The sequence below is a fragment of the Pseudomonas sp. EU05-FHT14B02 genome, assembly GCF_058791055.1.
This window is the reverse complement of the sequence record NZ_JBYTDD010000003.1, coordinates 66765-81078: the sequence shown is the minus strand read 5'-3', so window position 1 is coordinate 81078 and position 14314 is coordinate 66765. Positions and strand designations below refer to the sequence as shown.

The window sequence follows — 14314 nt, the reverse complement described above, 5'->3', positions numbered from 1 at the left end:
ATCGTCAGGTTGCCCATGCTCGAGACCACAGCACAGCCACGGAATGCGCCGCTGTCACCGCCGCTGGATACGCAGTACCAGGTCGAAACGCCGGAGGGCGTCGACCTGCCACTGCGCCCGGCCGGGTTGATGGTCCGTGCGCTGGCATTCTCCATTGATCTTGGTTTACGCGGCCTGGTCCTGGGCGTGCTGTTCATTGTGCTGGCGATGCTCGGCAAACTGGGAGCCGGGCTCGGCTCGATCCTGCTGTTCTTGGTGAGCTGGTGGTACATGGTGCTGTTCGAGGTGCTGAACCACGGTCGCTCGCCGGGCAAGCAATGGATGGGCTTGCAGGTAGTGCACGACGATGGCACCCCGGTCGGCTGGTCCGCGTCGCTGTTGCGCAACCTGCTGCGAGTTGTCGACCTGCTGCCGTTCGGTTACTTCCTCGGGGCCATCAGTTGCCTTCAACACCCCCACTTCAAGCGCCTCGGCGATATCGCCGCCGGGAGCCTGGTGATCTACCGCGAACGACCGCACACACGCCCCCTGCTCCCCGAAACCCGACCCCGCCGCCTGGCCTTTGTCCTGACACTCACAGAACAACGGGCCATCCTCGGTTTTGCCGAGCGCCAGGGTGAACTCTCCGAAGCGCGGGTCAATGAACTGGCTTCGATTCTCGCCCCCCCCTTACAAGTCCAACCCCCACAGGCAGTGACCGAGCTCAACGGCATCGCCCGCGGCTTGTTGGGGCCGACATGAAGCAAAGCCTTTTTGAAAGCCGGTACAAGGCCGAATGGGACCATTTCACCCATCTGCTCGAGCAGTTGGAACGGGACGGCAAGGCTACCGACGCCGGCAGCTTCCCGAAGGATTACCGACGCCTCTGCCAACACCTGGCACTGGCACGGGAGCGTGGCTACAGCAGTTTTCTGATCGACTCCTTGCAGCAACAGGTGCTGCGCGGACACCAACAGCTTTACCGTCATCGCAGTCATTTGGGGGCCAATGTGCTGGCGTTCATCCTGGCCGACTTTCCACGACTGGTGCGCGAACAGTGGCGTTTTGTCCTCGCCTCCAGCCTGATGTTTTTTGGCAGCCTGGCCGGTTTCGCGCTGCTGGTGTACCTGTACCCGGCGCTGGTCTACAACCTGATCCCCGCCGAGCAAGTCAGCGAGATGCAAAGCATGTACGACCCCGTTGCCGGTCACCTAGGGCGCACGGTGGAACGAGCCGCCAGTGAGGACTGGGCGATGTTCGGCTACTACATCATGCACAACATCGGCATTGCATTTCAGACCTTCGCCAGTGGTTTGCTGTTCGGTCTGGGCAGCGCGTTTTTCCTGATTTTCAATGGCCTGATGATCGGTGCGGTGGCCGGACACCTGACCTACGTCGGCTACGGGCAAACCTTTTGGTCATTCGTGATCGGCCATGGCGCTTTCGAACTCAGCGCCATCGCCCTGGCCGGTGCCGCTGGTCTGAAGCTGGGCTGGGCCTTGGTCGCCCCGGGGCGCCTGCCACGGGCCGAGGCCTTGCAATTGGCTGCGCGCAAGAGCGTGCTGCTGATCTGCGGGGTCATGCTGTTTCTGTTGATCGCGGCGTTTATCGAAGCCTATTGGTCGTCAATGACCGGCCCTTCGCACCAGACCAAATATCTGGTCGGCTTGGCGCTCTGGCTGTTGGTGGTGGTTTATCTTGTGTTTGCCGGACGTCAGCGCCATGCGCCTGAGTGACGCCACGGTGGTGATTCGCCCGCGCTCGACCTGGGAAGCCATGGACCTGGGGGTGCTGCTGAGCCAACGCCACCGACGCCTGTTGATGACCAGTTGGGCCTTGGTCACCTTGCCGGTTTTCGCGCTGCTCAGTTGGGGGCTCTGGGATTCGCCCGATCTCGCCGTGTTCATTTTCTGGTGGCTGAAGCCCGCGTTCGAACGCCTTCCCCTATACATTCTGTCCAAAGCCATGTTCGGTGAAACGCCCACGCTCAAACAGGCCCTGCACCAATGGCCACGCCTGCTCAAGCCGCAATTGCTGGCCAGCCTGACCTGGCGACGCCTGAGTTTGCACCGCAGTTTCGTGATGCCGGTGGTGCAACTCGAAGGACTGGGCGAGCAGCAACGACAACAACGCCTACAGGTGCTTTTGCAGCGAGACGCCGGCGCCGCACGTTGGCTGACGATCATCGGCGCGCATCTGGAAGGCGCATTGTGGATCGGCTTGATGGTGTTGTTCTATCTGTTGCTGCCACAACAGGTCGCGCTCGACTGGAGCTGGCAATCGCTGATCTCGGCGGTCACCCAGGACTGGCGTTGGCTGGAACACCTGACTAATGCCTTTTACGCACTGGTGTTGGTGGTCTGGGAACCAATCTATGTCGCCTGCGGTTTCAGTCTGTACCTGAACCGGCGCACCGTGCTGGAGGCCTGGGATATCGAACTGGTGTTTCGCCGGATGCGCCAGCGTCTGGTCAGTGCAGGCGCAGTCCTGTTGATGGCCGTGATTATGCTGATGCCAACCACCCACAACGCATGGGCCACAGAACCGGCCGTCTCACCCGACAGCCCGCGCCTGCTGGACCAGCCCCTGACCAGCCAAGCCTCCAGGGACAGCATCAAGGCGATCCTCGAACAGACGCCCTTCAAGAACCGGGAGTCGGTCACGCGCTACCGCTTTGGCGAAGAGCACCCGAATGCTGAAGCTTTGGACGACGGCAAGACACCACAATGGTTGAAAGCGCTGTTGAAGCTGTTCGAGGGGCAACGCTTCGGGGCATTGGCGACACTGATCGAAATCGTACTGTGGGGCATCGTCATTGGCGCCGTCGGCCTGTTGATCTGGCGCTATCGCGATTGGCTGCAGGCGTTCGTCAGCCGACGACCGCCCCTCAATGTCAAAGCCACCCGACCGTTACCGCAGCAGGCGTTCGGCCTGGACCTCAAGCCCGAGTCCCTGCCCGCCGACATCGCCACCCACGCCGAAAGCCTCTGGCAAGCCCACCCACGCGAAGCGCTTGGCTTGCTCTATCGGGCCCTGCTCAGCCGCCTGCTGCACGACTTCAATATCGCGCTCAAGGCCGCCGACACTGAAGGCCAGGTGCTTCGGCGTGTAGAGCGACTGCAGCAGCCAGCTTTGCTGGCCTACAGCCAAAACCTGACCGGGCACTGGCAAAACATGGCCTACGGGCATCGCCTGCCGCCCGCTCAAGTGCAGCAGGAACTGTGTAACGGCTGGCGTGTTCTGTTCGGTCCGGAGGCTGTCCGTTGAGTCGGCGCCGGGGTTCGATAGCCGGTGCGTTGATGGCCGTGTTGCTGGCTGCGCTGAGTGTTTATCTGTACCTCAAGGCGACTCCCTACCAGACCGAAATCGATCACGGCCCCTCCCCCGAAGCCAATGCCAACCCTTATCTGGCGGCCGAGTTGTTCCTGCGCAAGCAAGGCCTGAAGGTCGGCCACGCCAACGGCCTCGATATCCTGCCCAGCCTCGACCCGCATCAACACAGTCTGCTGTTGCTCGGGGAACGCTACAACATGACCCCACGGCAGATCGACCAGGTGATGAACTGGACCCGGGCCGGCGGGCGGCTACTGTTCATCGCCGAGTCGCTGTGGGATGAAAAACTCGGCCATAGCAATGACCTGCTGCTCGACCGGGTGCAACTGCACCAGTCCTTGAGCAAAGACCTCAAGGATCCACCGCCGGATGTCGGTGACGATCCGTACCCGCAACTGACCAAGCTCTATCTGGAAGACGAAGACGCCCCGGCCTATGCCGGTTTCGATACCGCGTTCCATCTCGAAGACCCGAAAAACCTCGCCCTGGCCTGGGCCAACAGCGCCAGGGCCACGCACATGATGCAACTCAACCACGGGCTCGGTTCGATCATCGTGGTCACTGATGCCGACCTGTGGAAAACCCCGGCCATCGACCAGTACGACAACGCCTGGCTGCTCTGGTACCTGACCGCCGACACCCGCGTGACGCTGATCTTCAACACTGATCACGACAGCCTGCTGACGTTGCTGCTGCGTTATTTCCCCCAGGCGCTGGTCGCGTTGTTCGCCTTGATCGGCCTGGGTTTCTGGCACTTTGGCGTGCGCCAGGGACCGCTGCTGGAAGCGGCTCCGAAAGCACGCCGGCAATTGCAGGAGCACCTGCGCGCCAGTGCCGACTTCCTGTTACGCCGCAACGGTCAGGCCGGCCTGCTGCAAGCCTTGCAGCAAGACATCCTGCGGCGTGTACGACGTCGTCACCCCGGTTTTGAACAGCTCGGCGTTGCCGAACAATGGCTGGTGCTCGCGCGCCTGACCGGCCAACCCACACGCGCCATCAGCCAGGCCATGAGCCCGCGGCCGAAACAACGGCTTTCCAGCGTTGAATTCAGCCGTCAGGTCGCCCACCTGCAATCCTTGAGGAATGCCCTATGAGTCAACCGATCGAGCCCGACGTACCGAGCCATGCCGCTCAGCAACGACAGCGTGCCAGCCACCTGGCCCAGGCCGTACGCACTGAACTGCAAAAAGCCTTGATCGGTCAGGACAGCGTGATCGACGACGTCCTGACCGCGCTGATCGCGGGCGGTCATGTGCTGCTCGAAGGCGTACCGGGTTTGGGCAAGACTCTATTGGTGCGCGCCCTCGCCCGCTGCTTCGGCGGCGAGTTTGCCCGTATCCAGTTCACCCCGGACTTGATGCCCAGCGACGTCACCGGGCACGCGGTGTACGACCTGCAGACCGAGCAATTCAAACTGCGCAAAGGCCCGCTGTTCACCAACCTGTTGTTGGCCGACGAAATCAACCGCGCCCCGGCGAAAACCCAGGCGGCGCTGCTCGAAGCCATGCAGGAACGGCAAGTCACCCTCGAAGGCCGTCCATTGCCGATAGCGCAACCGTTCATGGTGCTTGCCACGCAGAACCCGATCGAACAAGAAGGCACCTACCCGTTGCCGGAGGCCGAACTTGACCGTTTCATGCTCAAGGTGCGCATGGATTACCCCGACGCCGAGCAGGAGCTGGACATGGTGCGTCAGGTCAGCCGCTCGACCCGGGCCGACATGCTCGACGTTCAACCGATGCGCACGTTGTTGCAAGCCAAGGATGTACTGGCCCTGCAACGTATCGCCAGCGACCTGCCGCTGGACGATCAGGTACTCGATTACGCCGTGCGCCTGGCCCGCTCCACCCGCAACTGGCCTGGCTTGAGCCTCGGCGCTGGCCCGCGCGCGTCCATCGCGCTGGCGCGATGCGCCCGGGCCCGTGCGCTGCTGCGCGGGGGTGAGTTCGTCATTCCGGATGACATCAAGGGTTGTGCCCTGGCCGTACTGCGTCATCGGGTGCGTATCACGCCGGAGCTGGACATCGAGGGTCTGGATGTCGATCAGGTGCTCCAGCAGTTGCTCGACCAAGTGCCGGCGCCGCGCCTGTGAAACCGTCGCGCCTGATGCTCGCCTGGCTGCTGATCCTGCTGGCCTTCGGCATCGTGTCGGGCACTTTGCGGGCGCTGGAGTTCACGGCTCCGGCGAATCTCACGGCGATCAACTGGGGGTTGTTCCTGGCGCTGTTTGCCCTGGCCTTGCTGGATGCTGTTCGCGTGAAGCGCCTGCCTTCGCCCCGGCTGAAACGACAAATGCCCGGCAGCCTGGCGCTGGGCCGATGGAGCGAAGTGCAACTGACTCTTGAACACGACTTTGCCCAACCGCTGAACGTGCAAGTCTTCGACCATGTGCCAGCGGGCCTGGGCTTCGAAAACCTGCCGCTGACGGTCGAGTTGCAACCCGGCCAGCACAGCCTGGCCAGTTATCGCCTGCGCCCGCTCAAGCGCGGCCACTTCATTTTCGAACACTGCGAAATCAACCTGCCAAGCCCCTTGGGGCTCTGGTCGGAAAGACGCTTGCTCGACCTGCCCGACGCCACCCGTGTCTACCCCGACTTCGCTCGTCTCTATGAAGGCCAATTACTGGCGGTGGACAACTGGCTCAGCCAGCTTGGCGTCCGCCAGAAACAACGGCGGGGCCTGGGCCTGGAATTCCATCAATTACGCGAATTTCGCGAGGGCGACAGCCTGCGCCAGATCGACTGGAAAGCCACCGCCCGCCAGCGCACACCAATTGCCCGCGAGTACCAGGACGAGCGCGACCAGCAGATCATCTTCATGCTCGACTGCGGCCGGCACATGCGTAGCCAGGATGATGAACTGTCGCACTTCGATCACGCCCTCAACGCCTGTTTGTTGCTCAGCTACGTCGCTCTACGTCAGGGCGACGCCGTGGGCCTGAGTACTTTTGCCGGCGAACAGCCGCGCTACCTCGCGCCGGTAAAAGGCACCAGCCATCTCAACACCCTGCTCAACACCGTCTATGATTTGAACAGCACCCAACGCAGCGCCGACTATCAAGCCGCGGCCACGCAACTGCTGGCGCGGCAGAAACGTCGGGCACTGGTGGTGCTGGTGACCAACCTGCGCGAAGAGGATGACGATGAATTGCTTCCGGCCGTCCACCGCCTGAGCCGGCAGCATCAGGTGCTGGTGGCGAGCCTGCGCGAAGACGTACTCGACACCCTGCGTCAGTCACCGGTGCAGACTTTGCCCGAAGCGCTGGCCTATTGCGGGACCGTGGACTATCTGAATGCGCGCGCCGAACTCCATGAGCGCTTGAACGCTCATGGCGTATTGGTGATGGATGCCCGGCCCGGTGAGTTGGGGACAGAGTTGGTGACTCGGTACCTGGGCTGGAAGAGAACCGGACTCTGAGCCTGGGTAATCACCCACAACCAGGTTCCCATTGATCTCACGCCGAAGCCGGTAGCGGCAGAAAACTGAAATACTGCTTCAACGCCTCTACCAGTTGCTCATACTCCGGCGGTGCCCGTTGCAGGCTGAACCCGGCGTCGTAATGTTGGGGGGTCGCGTCTTCGTGGCACCACAGGCAACAGGCCTGCAGGTCGATGATTCGCAGACCACCTTCGCTGGCGGGAATTTTCAGGCGCAGGCTGAAGTCCGCGCCGATCATCATCGGCAGCTGGCTGATCAACATCAGCCCGTCTTCGGAGACATTGCCCAGGTAACCGATGGGTTTGCCGGTGATGCCGTTGAACACTTTCAGGAAGTACGGCAGTTGATGCCGCTCGATTCGGCGGTCAGTGAACATGCGCAATTTCGCTATGCAAGGCTCTTAAGCAGAGCCGCACTACTGCTTCGGAACGGGTATGCATAAGTCTTTGCCCGCTCTCCCCGCTTCCGGTGCGCCAGTCCTTTTAGCGCAGAGTCTTGCTTGTGCCGGTCACAGGTGCTGCCCCGGTTCATCAGAGACAACGCTCTAAAACCGGTTCCCTGGACTATAGCTCACCACCGCCGGGGAGCCAGCGTTCAGAAGGTTACGGCCGTCAGAACTGCGTGGATTTTGCCGCGGCGGCACTGCGTAGCGGGTAGTGACCCAGGCTTTGCAGGGTTTCCAGGCGGGCTCGGGCGCGGTAGGCGTATTCGCTCTGTGGGTACGAGGCGATGATGAACTGATACGTCTGCGCCGCATCGACAAACATCTTCTGCCGTTCCAGGCAAAGGCCGCGCATCATCGATGCTTCCGGCCACACATAAGGCCGCGCCCGGCTTTCGCGCTCGACCTTGGACAGCTCAAGCATGACTTGCTCGCAATTGCCCCGGTCATAGGCTTTGTAGGCATTGTTCAAATGATGGTTCATCGACCAACGGGTACAACCCGTGACGCTGAGGACGCTGATGGCTAGGGCGGCAATGAGTACGCAACGCATGGGAAAAATCTCCTGTCATGAACGCTGTATCGACCCATGGTCGGAAATCTTCAGGCTGCCGGATGCAAAGTTGCGCGGTTCTATTAAAGAAGGCAATCACCAAGCTCTTCGAAAAAACCAAGCTCTTCACGAAAAGTAGTGCAAACGAACAATGACTACACCTTCGGAGCATAGTAGCCTCACTCAGCGCTTGAACTCAGGAGTCTTTGCATGTCCGTCCGTCGTACCAAAATCGTCGCCACCCTTGGCCCGGCCAGTAACTCACCGGAAGTTCTCGAACAGCTGATTCTGGCTGGTCTGGATGTCGCCCGCCTGAACTTCTCCCACGGCACCCCCGACGAGCACAAGGCTCGCGCGAAGCTGGTGCGTGACCTCGCTGCCAAGCACGGCCGCTTCGTTGCCCTGCTGGGGGACCTGCAAGGCCCGAAAATCCGTATTGCCAAATTCGCCAACAAGAAGATCGAGCTGAAGATCGGTGATCAATTCACCTTCTCCACCAGCCATCCTCTGACCGAAGGCAACCAGCAAGTGGTCGGCATCGACTACCCGGACCTGGTCAAGGACTGCGGTGTGGGCGACGAACTGTTGCTCGACGACGGTCGCGTGGTGATGCGCGTCGATACCGCCACCGCCACCGAACTGAACTGCACCGTGACCATCGGCGGCCCGCTGTCCGATCACAAAGGCATCAACCGTCGCGGTGGCGGCCTGACCGCTCCGGCCCTGACTGAAAAAGACAAGGCCGACATCAAGCTTGCCGCGGAAATGGAAGTCGACTACCTCGCGGTATCCTTCCCGCGTGACGCCGCCGACATGGAGTACGCCCGTCAACTGCGCGACGAAGCCGGCGGCACTGCCTGGCTGGTGGCGAAGATCGAACGCGCCGAAGCCGTGGCCGACGACGAAACCCTCGACGGCCTGATCAAGGCGTCCGACGCGGTGATGGTTGCCCGTGGTGACCTGGGTGTGGAAATCGGCGACGCCGAGCTGGTGGGCATCCAGAAGAAAATCATTCTGCACGCACGCCGCCACAACAAGGCGGTGATCGTGGCGACCCAGATGATGGAGTCGATGATCCAGAACCCGATGCCGACCCGCGCCGAAGTGTCCGACGTAGCCAACGCCGTGCTCGACTACACCGATGCCGTGATGCTCTCGGCCGAAAGCGCCGCTGGCCTGTACCCGCTGGAAGCTGTTCAGGCCATGGCGCGTATCTGCGTCGGTGCCGAAAAGCACCCGACCAGCAAGACCTCCAGCCACCGCATCGGCAAGGAATTCCAGCGCTGCGACGAAAGCATCGCGCTGGCGACCATGTACACCGCCAACCACTTCCCGGGCGTGAAGGCGATCATCGCCTTGACCGAAAGTGGCTACACCCCGCTGATCATGTCGCGCATCCGCTCCTCGGTGCCGATCTACGCGTTCACTCCACACCGCGAAGCCCAGGCTCGCGCGGCAATGTTCCGTGGCGTGTACACCATCCCGTTCGACCCGGCTTCGCTGGCGCCGAACGAAGTCAGCCAGAAGGCTATCGACGAGCTGGTCAAGCGCGGCGTAGTACAGAAAGGCGACTGGGTCATCCTGACCAAAGGCGACAGCTACCACACTACCGGTGGCACCAACGGCATGAAGATCCTGCACGTTGGCGATCCGATGGTCTGAGTGACCGGCTGCTGAAAAACAAAAGCCCCGCCATGTGAATGGCGGGGCTTTTTGCATGCTGATCCAATAGTTGTGTTGCCCAGTCAGCGAAAGATTCAATGCCGCTTGATGAACCCCGTCAACGCCGCCAACGCTTCCGGCGACCGCAGCCGCTGGGTAAACAACGCCCCCTCCTCTTCAATCACCTTGCGCAACAGCTCTCGGTCCGGCGCCTTCATCAATTGCTTGCTGATGCGCACCGCTTCCGGCGGCAGCGACTCGAATCGCAGCGCCATCTCCCGCGCCTTGGCCAAGGCTTCTTCGCCACTGCCCAGCGCTTCGGACGCAATGCCCCACGCCGCAGCCTGCTCCCCATTGAAACCTTCACCGAGCAGCAACAACTCCGCCGCCTTGGCCTGCCCGAGCAGACGCGGCAGGATCAGGCTGGAGCCGAACTCTGGGCAAAGACCAAGGTTGACGAACGGCATGCGCAGGCGGGCGTCGCGGCTGACGTAGACCAGGTCGCAATGCAGCAACATCGTCGTTCCAATGCCCACCGCCGCTCCGGCCACGGCGGCGATCACAGGTTTGCGGCATTCGAGCAAGTTGAGCATGAAATGGAACACCGGGCTGTCGAGGCTGTTCGGCGGTTGCTGGATGAAATCGGCGATGTCGTTGCCGGCGGTGAAGCATTCGGCAGAGCCGGTGATCAACACGGCGTTGATATTGGGGTCGCTGTCGGCCTGTTTCAGCGCCTCGGCCAAGTGGCTGTACATGGCGCGGGTCAGGGCGTTTTTCTTGTCCGGGCGATTCAGGCGCAGGGTCAACAGGCCGCGTTCGCGTTCAACTTGGATGGCATCGGTCATGGCAGGTCTCGCGTCTGAAAAGTCAGCGCTCAACCACGGGGCAGGAACACATCGGCCAGCAGTTGATTGCGCGGCAGTCCCGCCAGGTACAGGCGCCGGGCAAAGGCGTCGACACTGTCGGGGCCTCCGCAGAGTAAGGCCAGGGTTTGCCGGGAAACAAGCCGCAGTTGCGCCAAAGCCGCTGGCAACTCGGCCGGGGTCCACAGTTCGACACTCAGGTTCGGACGGCTGCTTGCCATGGCTTGCAGGGGTTTGGCCAGGTAGTGTTCATCGGCATCATGAGCCAGGTGGATGACACGGATGGTGCCTTGGTGATCCTGGCGCAATGCTTCGCGCAAGACACCAAACAATGGCCCCAATCCGGTGCCGGCCGCCATCAACCACAACGGCCGGGTGTGCCAGTCAGGGTCATAATGCAAGGCACCGCCGCGCAGTTCACCGAGACGGATCGGATCGCCGATGCGCATTTGCCTGGCGGCATCGCTGAATTCCCCGGGCTTGCGGCAATCGAGATGAAACTCCAGAAAACGGTCTTCCTGCGGCAGGCTGGTGAGGGAATACGGCCGCGCCACGCTGCCCGCCCACAACACCAGGTGCTGCCCGGCGCTGTAACGCAACGGTCGCTGGGGGGTTACCCGCAAGCGCAGCACCGTGCTACTCAGCCAATCGACCGCCTCGACCTCGGCCGGATGACCATCGGTTTGCGGGTCGAAGGCGTGCACCTGCAAGTCCTCGACCACCTGGCACTGGCACGCCAGCCGCCATCCCTGTTCACGCTGCTGTGCACTCAAGGCATCGGGGCGGCTGTCGTTCGGCAGGCCCCGCACACACTGCACCAGGCACGCATGACAACTGCCGGCGCGGCAACTGTAAGGAACTGGCACGCCGTTCTGATTCAGCGCATCAAGCAGATTGCTGCCCGCCGCCACCGACCAATGGCGCTCGCCGACCCGCAGCTCAGGCATCGACATTCTCCCACGCTGCCGCGCACCGGTTGCGGCCGTCACGCTTGGCGCGATAGAGCGCCTGATCGGCCTGCTGCAATGCATCATCAAGATCGTCACCCAACTCCAGCAGGGTCATGCCGGCGGACAGACTGAGGTTGCGTACATTCAGACCAATCAGCTCGACGTCGGTGAACGCGATGCGCAGCCGTTCGCAGCACGCAGTCAGACTGTCGGCATCGCAATCGGGCAGCAGCACCACGAACTCTTCGCCACCGTAGCGAGCCAGTACGTCACCGTCACGCAGGCACGCGCTGGCAACGCCGGCAAAGGCTTGCAGCACCTGATCGCCGGCAGCATGACCGTGCAGGTCGTTGATGCGTTTGAAATGGTCGAGGTCGATCAGCGCCAGGCCATGCACGACACCGGCGTCCATGGCGTTCAGCTCGCGTGACGCCAGGCGCAGGAAATGCCGACGATTGAACAGGCCCGTGAGCTCGTCGGTGGCCACCAGGTCTTCGAGCTGTCGCATCATCCCGCGCAACGTGTCCTGGTGCGCCTGCAAGGCAAAACGCCGCTGGCGCATGCGTTGTCGCGAGGCCTGGACATAGCGGGCATACAGCACCAGCCACACCAGCACGATGAACAGCACACAGACCTGCAACACCGCCATGGCCGGGTCAGGCAGCTGGAAGTGGTAGCCCTCCCACAGCGTGATCGCACTGAAACTCAAAAACACCAGCAGCGCGCATCGCACTAAAGACCGGCGAGACAGATGGAACAAGCCGAACAGCAGGATCAGCACGTAAAACACCAGAAACGCGCCCCGGGCTTCGTCCAGATGGGCAATCAGCCAGGTTTGCCAACCCAGCCCCAGCAACACTTGTGCCTCGGTCAGGCTGGGGTCGGCGAAGCGCAGGTTGCAGCCGCTGTAGAACACCGCGAACAGGATGGCCTGACTGATCACTACCAGTGCGCTGCCGATGGCGACACTGGACAGCGGTGCGTCGTAGTGACCGGTAAAAAACGCCAGCCACAGCAACAGCAATGCCAGGGCATAGGTGCCGGCCGCGAGGGCGAAACGTTTGAGCAACAGGCGCTGGATGGCGTTTTGGGTCAATCGTTGATTCACCAAATGAAAGGAGACTGACAGAGCGTCCTACTCTACAGACCGTATGTCACTTTAGTGGCGTGGCCGATAAATGACCATTCAATTTTCGGGATGGGCAAGGTCGTCCCGGTTGCAGGAGCTTATGCGACCAACGATTGACTGCCGGCGCGTGTGCCTGTCCGCGAGGCGCGGTATACTGCCGCGCCTTTTTAGCGTCGCGCCAGCTTGCCCGGCGTGCCTTGAAAGGTGCTTGCAACCGACCGATGCACCCAAGCTGCAAGCACCTTATTGAATGTTCCCGTCTTTTAGAGGAGCGCGACTCATGACCGTGATCAAGCAAGACGACCTGATTCAGAGCGTTGCCGACGCCCTGCAGTTCATTTCCTACTACCACCCCGTGGATTTCATCCAGGCGATGCACGAGGCCTACCTGCGCGAAGAATCGCCAGCGGCCCGCGACTCGATGGCACAGATCCTGATCAACTCGCGCATGTGCGCCACCGGCCACCGCCCGATCTGCCAGGACACCGGTATCGTCACCGTGTTCGTGCGTGTCGGTATGGACGTGCGCTGGGATGGCGCCACCATGGGCCTGGACGACATGATCAACGAAGGCGTGCGTCGCGCCTACAACCTGCCGGAAAACGTCCTGCGCGCTTCGATCCTCGCCGACCCGGCGGGCGCTCGCAAGAACACCAAGGACAACACCCCGGCGGTCATCCACTACTCCATCGTTCCGGGTAACACCGTGGAAGTGGACGTGGCAGCCAAGGGCGGCGGTTCCGAGAACAAGTCGAAGATGGCCATGCTCAACCCGTCCGACTCGATCGTCGACTGGGTGCTCAAGACCGTTCCGGAAATGGGCGCCGGCTGGTGCCCACCGGGCATGCTCGGCATCGGCATCGGCGGCACCGCCGAGAAAGCCGCTGTCATGGCCAAGGAAGTGTTGATGGAATCCATCGACATCCACGAACTGAAGGCCCGTGGCCCACAGAACCGCATTGAAGAAATGCGCCTGGAGCTGTTCGAGAAGGTCAACCAACTGGGCATCGGCGCCCAGGGCCTGGGTGGCCTGACCACCGTGCTCGACGTGAAGATCATGGACTACCCGACTCACGCCGCTTCGCTGCCGGTGTGCATGATCCCGAACTGCGCCGCCACCCGTCACGCACACTTCGTGCTCGACGGTTCCGGCCCGGCTTCGCTGGAAGCGCCACCGCTGGACGCCTACCCGGAAATCGTCTGGGAAGCCGGCCCCTCGGCTCGTCGCGTCAACCTCGACACCCTGACCCCGGAAGAAGTGCAGAGCTGGAAGCCGGGCGAAACCGTCCTGCTCAACGGCAAGATGCTCACCGGCCGCGACGCTGCGCACAAGCGCATGGTCGAGATGCTGAACAAGGGAGAAACCCTGCCGGTGGACCTCAAGGGTCGCTTCATCTACTACGTCGGCCCGGTCGATCCGGTCGGTGACGAAGTGGTTGGCCCGGCCGGTCCTACCACCGCCACGCGGATGGACAAGTTCACCCGTCAGATCCTCGAGCAAACCGGCCTGCTGGGCATGATCGGCAAATCCGAGCGCGGCCCGACCGCAATCGACGCGATCAAGGACCACAAGGCCGTCTACCTGATGGCAGTCGGCGGCGCGGCTTACCTTGTAGCGCAAGCGATCAAGAAATCCCGCGTGGTGGCTTTCGCCGAACTGGGCATGGAAGCGATCTACGAGTTCGACGTGAAAGACATGCCGGTAACTGTTGCCGTCGACAGCAAAGGTGAGTCGGTACACATCACCGGTCCTGCCATCTGGCAGAAAAAGATCAGTGAAAGCCTGGCGGTAGAAGTGCAGTAAGCGCTTGGACTGCTCCAGAAAAGGCGACAGGGTTATCCCTGTCGCCTTTTTTATTGCCAAGCCATACCCCTGCAGGAGCGAGCCCGCTCGCGAAGGACGCATGGACAACACAGGCTGTCTGGTGCCCCGCGTTGTCGTTGACTTCCATCGCGAGCAGGCTC

13 protein-coding genes are annotated in these 14314 nt (G+C 61.9%); 8 read left to right on the top strand and 5 right to left on the bottom strand.

Going from position 1 to position 14314, the window contains the following annotated elements; translation table 11 throughout:
• Positions 1-15: 15 nt before the first annotated feature.
• From AC3WTM_RS04130 to AC3WTM_RS04105, 6 genes are read left to right on the top strand one after another with little or no spacing between them, the layout of a single operon-like run.
• Positions 16-741: an RDD family protein gene (locus AC3WTM_RS04130; protein WP_102671176.1), complete on the top strand. Its 726-nt coding sequence runs from the start codon at positions 16-18 to the stop codon at positions 739-741.
• Positions 738-1715 (top strand): stage II sporulation protein M, encoded by a 978-nt coding sequence (locus AC3WTM_RS04125; RefSeq protein ID WP_102671237.1) that lies wholly within the window; start codon positions 738-740, stop codon positions 1713-1715. Before AC3WTM_RS04130 ends, AC3WTM_RS04125 begins: the two co-directional genes overlap by 4 nt.
• Positions 1702-3246, top strand: coding sequence for a DUF4129 domain-containing protein (locus AC3WTM_RS04120; protein WP_102671177.1), 1545 nt, complete (start codon positions 1702-1704; stop codon positions 3244-3246). Before AC3WTM_RS04125 ends, AC3WTM_RS04120 begins: the two co-directional genes overlap by 14 nt.
• Positions 3247-3278: 32 nt before the next feature.
• A complete protein-coding gene (locus AC3WTM_RS04115; RefSeq protein WP_102671178.1) occupies positions 3279-4406 on the top strand; it encodes a DUF4350 domain-containing protein in 1128 nt (375 codons plus the stop codon).
• Positions 4403-5404, top strand: coding sequence for an AAA family ATPase (locus AC3WTM_RS04110; protein WP_102671179.1), 1002 nt, complete (start codon positions 4403-4405; stop codon positions 5402-5404). Before AC3WTM_RS04115 ends, AC3WTM_RS04110 begins: the two co-directional genes overlap by 4 nt.
• Entirely contained in the window at positions 5401-6729 is a 1329-nt protein-coding gene (locus AC3WTM_RS04105; protein ID WP_102671180.1) for a DUF58 domain-containing protein, read from the top strand. The genes AC3WTM_RS04110 and AC3WTM_RS04105 overlap by 4 nt, the downstream gene beginning before the upstream one ends.
• Before the next feature lie 37 nt (positions 6730-6766).
• Here the strand turns inward: AC3WTM_RS04105 and AC3WTM_RS04100 are convergent, their stop codons facing one another.
• Complete coding sequence (locus AC3WTM_RS04100) at positions 6767-7126, bottom strand: PilZ domain-containing protein (RefSeq protein WP_102671181.1); 360 nt, start codon at positions 7124-7126, stop codon at positions 6767-6769.
• 235 nt (positions 7127-7361) lie between these two features.
• Positions 7362-7745: a tetratricopeptide repeat protein gene (locus tag AC3WTM_RS04095; protein WP_102671182.1), complete on the bottom strand. Its 384-nt coding sequence runs from the start codon at positions 7743-7745 to the stop codon at positions 7362-7364.
• A gap of 210 nt (positions 7746-7955) precedes the next feature.
• On the opposite strand from AC3WTM_RS04095, the gene pyk reads away from it, so the two are divergent.
• A complete protein-coding gene (gene pyk / locus AC3WTM_RS04090) occupies positions 7956-9407 on the top strand; it encodes a pyruvate kinase (protein WP_007978464.1) in 1452 nt (483 codons plus the stop codon).
• Positions 9408-9502: 95 nt separating this feature from the next.
• On the opposite strand, the gene AC3WTM_RS04085 is transcribed toward pyk, so the two are convergent.
• The 3 genes from AC3WTM_RS04085 to AC3WTM_RS04075 are packed head-to-tail and all read right to left on the bottom strand — an operon-like array spanning position 9503 to position 12316.
• Entirely contained in the window at positions 9503-10252 is a 750-nt protein-coding gene (locus AC3WTM_RS04085; protein ID WP_102671183.1) for an enoyl-CoA hydratase-related protein, read from the bottom strand.
• A 29-nt stretch (positions 10253-10281) separates the two neighbouring features.
• Entirely contained in the window at positions 10282-11217 is a 936-nt protein-coding gene (locus AC3WTM_RS04080; RefSeq protein ID WP_102671184.1) for an iron-sulfur-binding ferredoxin reductase, read from the bottom strand.
• Complete coding sequence (locus tag AC3WTM_RS04075; protein ID WP_102671185.1) at positions 11210-12316, bottom strand: GGDEF domain-containing protein; 1107 nt, start codon at positions 12314-12316, stop codon at positions 11210-11212. The genes AC3WTM_RS04080 and AC3WTM_RS04075 overlap by 8 nt, the downstream gene beginning before the upstream one ends.
• Positions 12317-12629: 313 nt before the next feature.
• On the opposite strand from AC3WTM_RS04075, the gene AC3WTM_RS04070 reads away from it, so the two are divergent.
• The gene (locus tag AC3WTM_RS04070; protein WP_057396275.1) at positions 12630-14153 is read left to right on the top strand and encodes a fumarate hydratase; all 1524 of its coding nucleotides are present in this window, start codon (positions 12630-12632) and stop codon (positions 14151-14153) included.
• Positions 14154-14314: the final 161 nt, after the last annotated feature.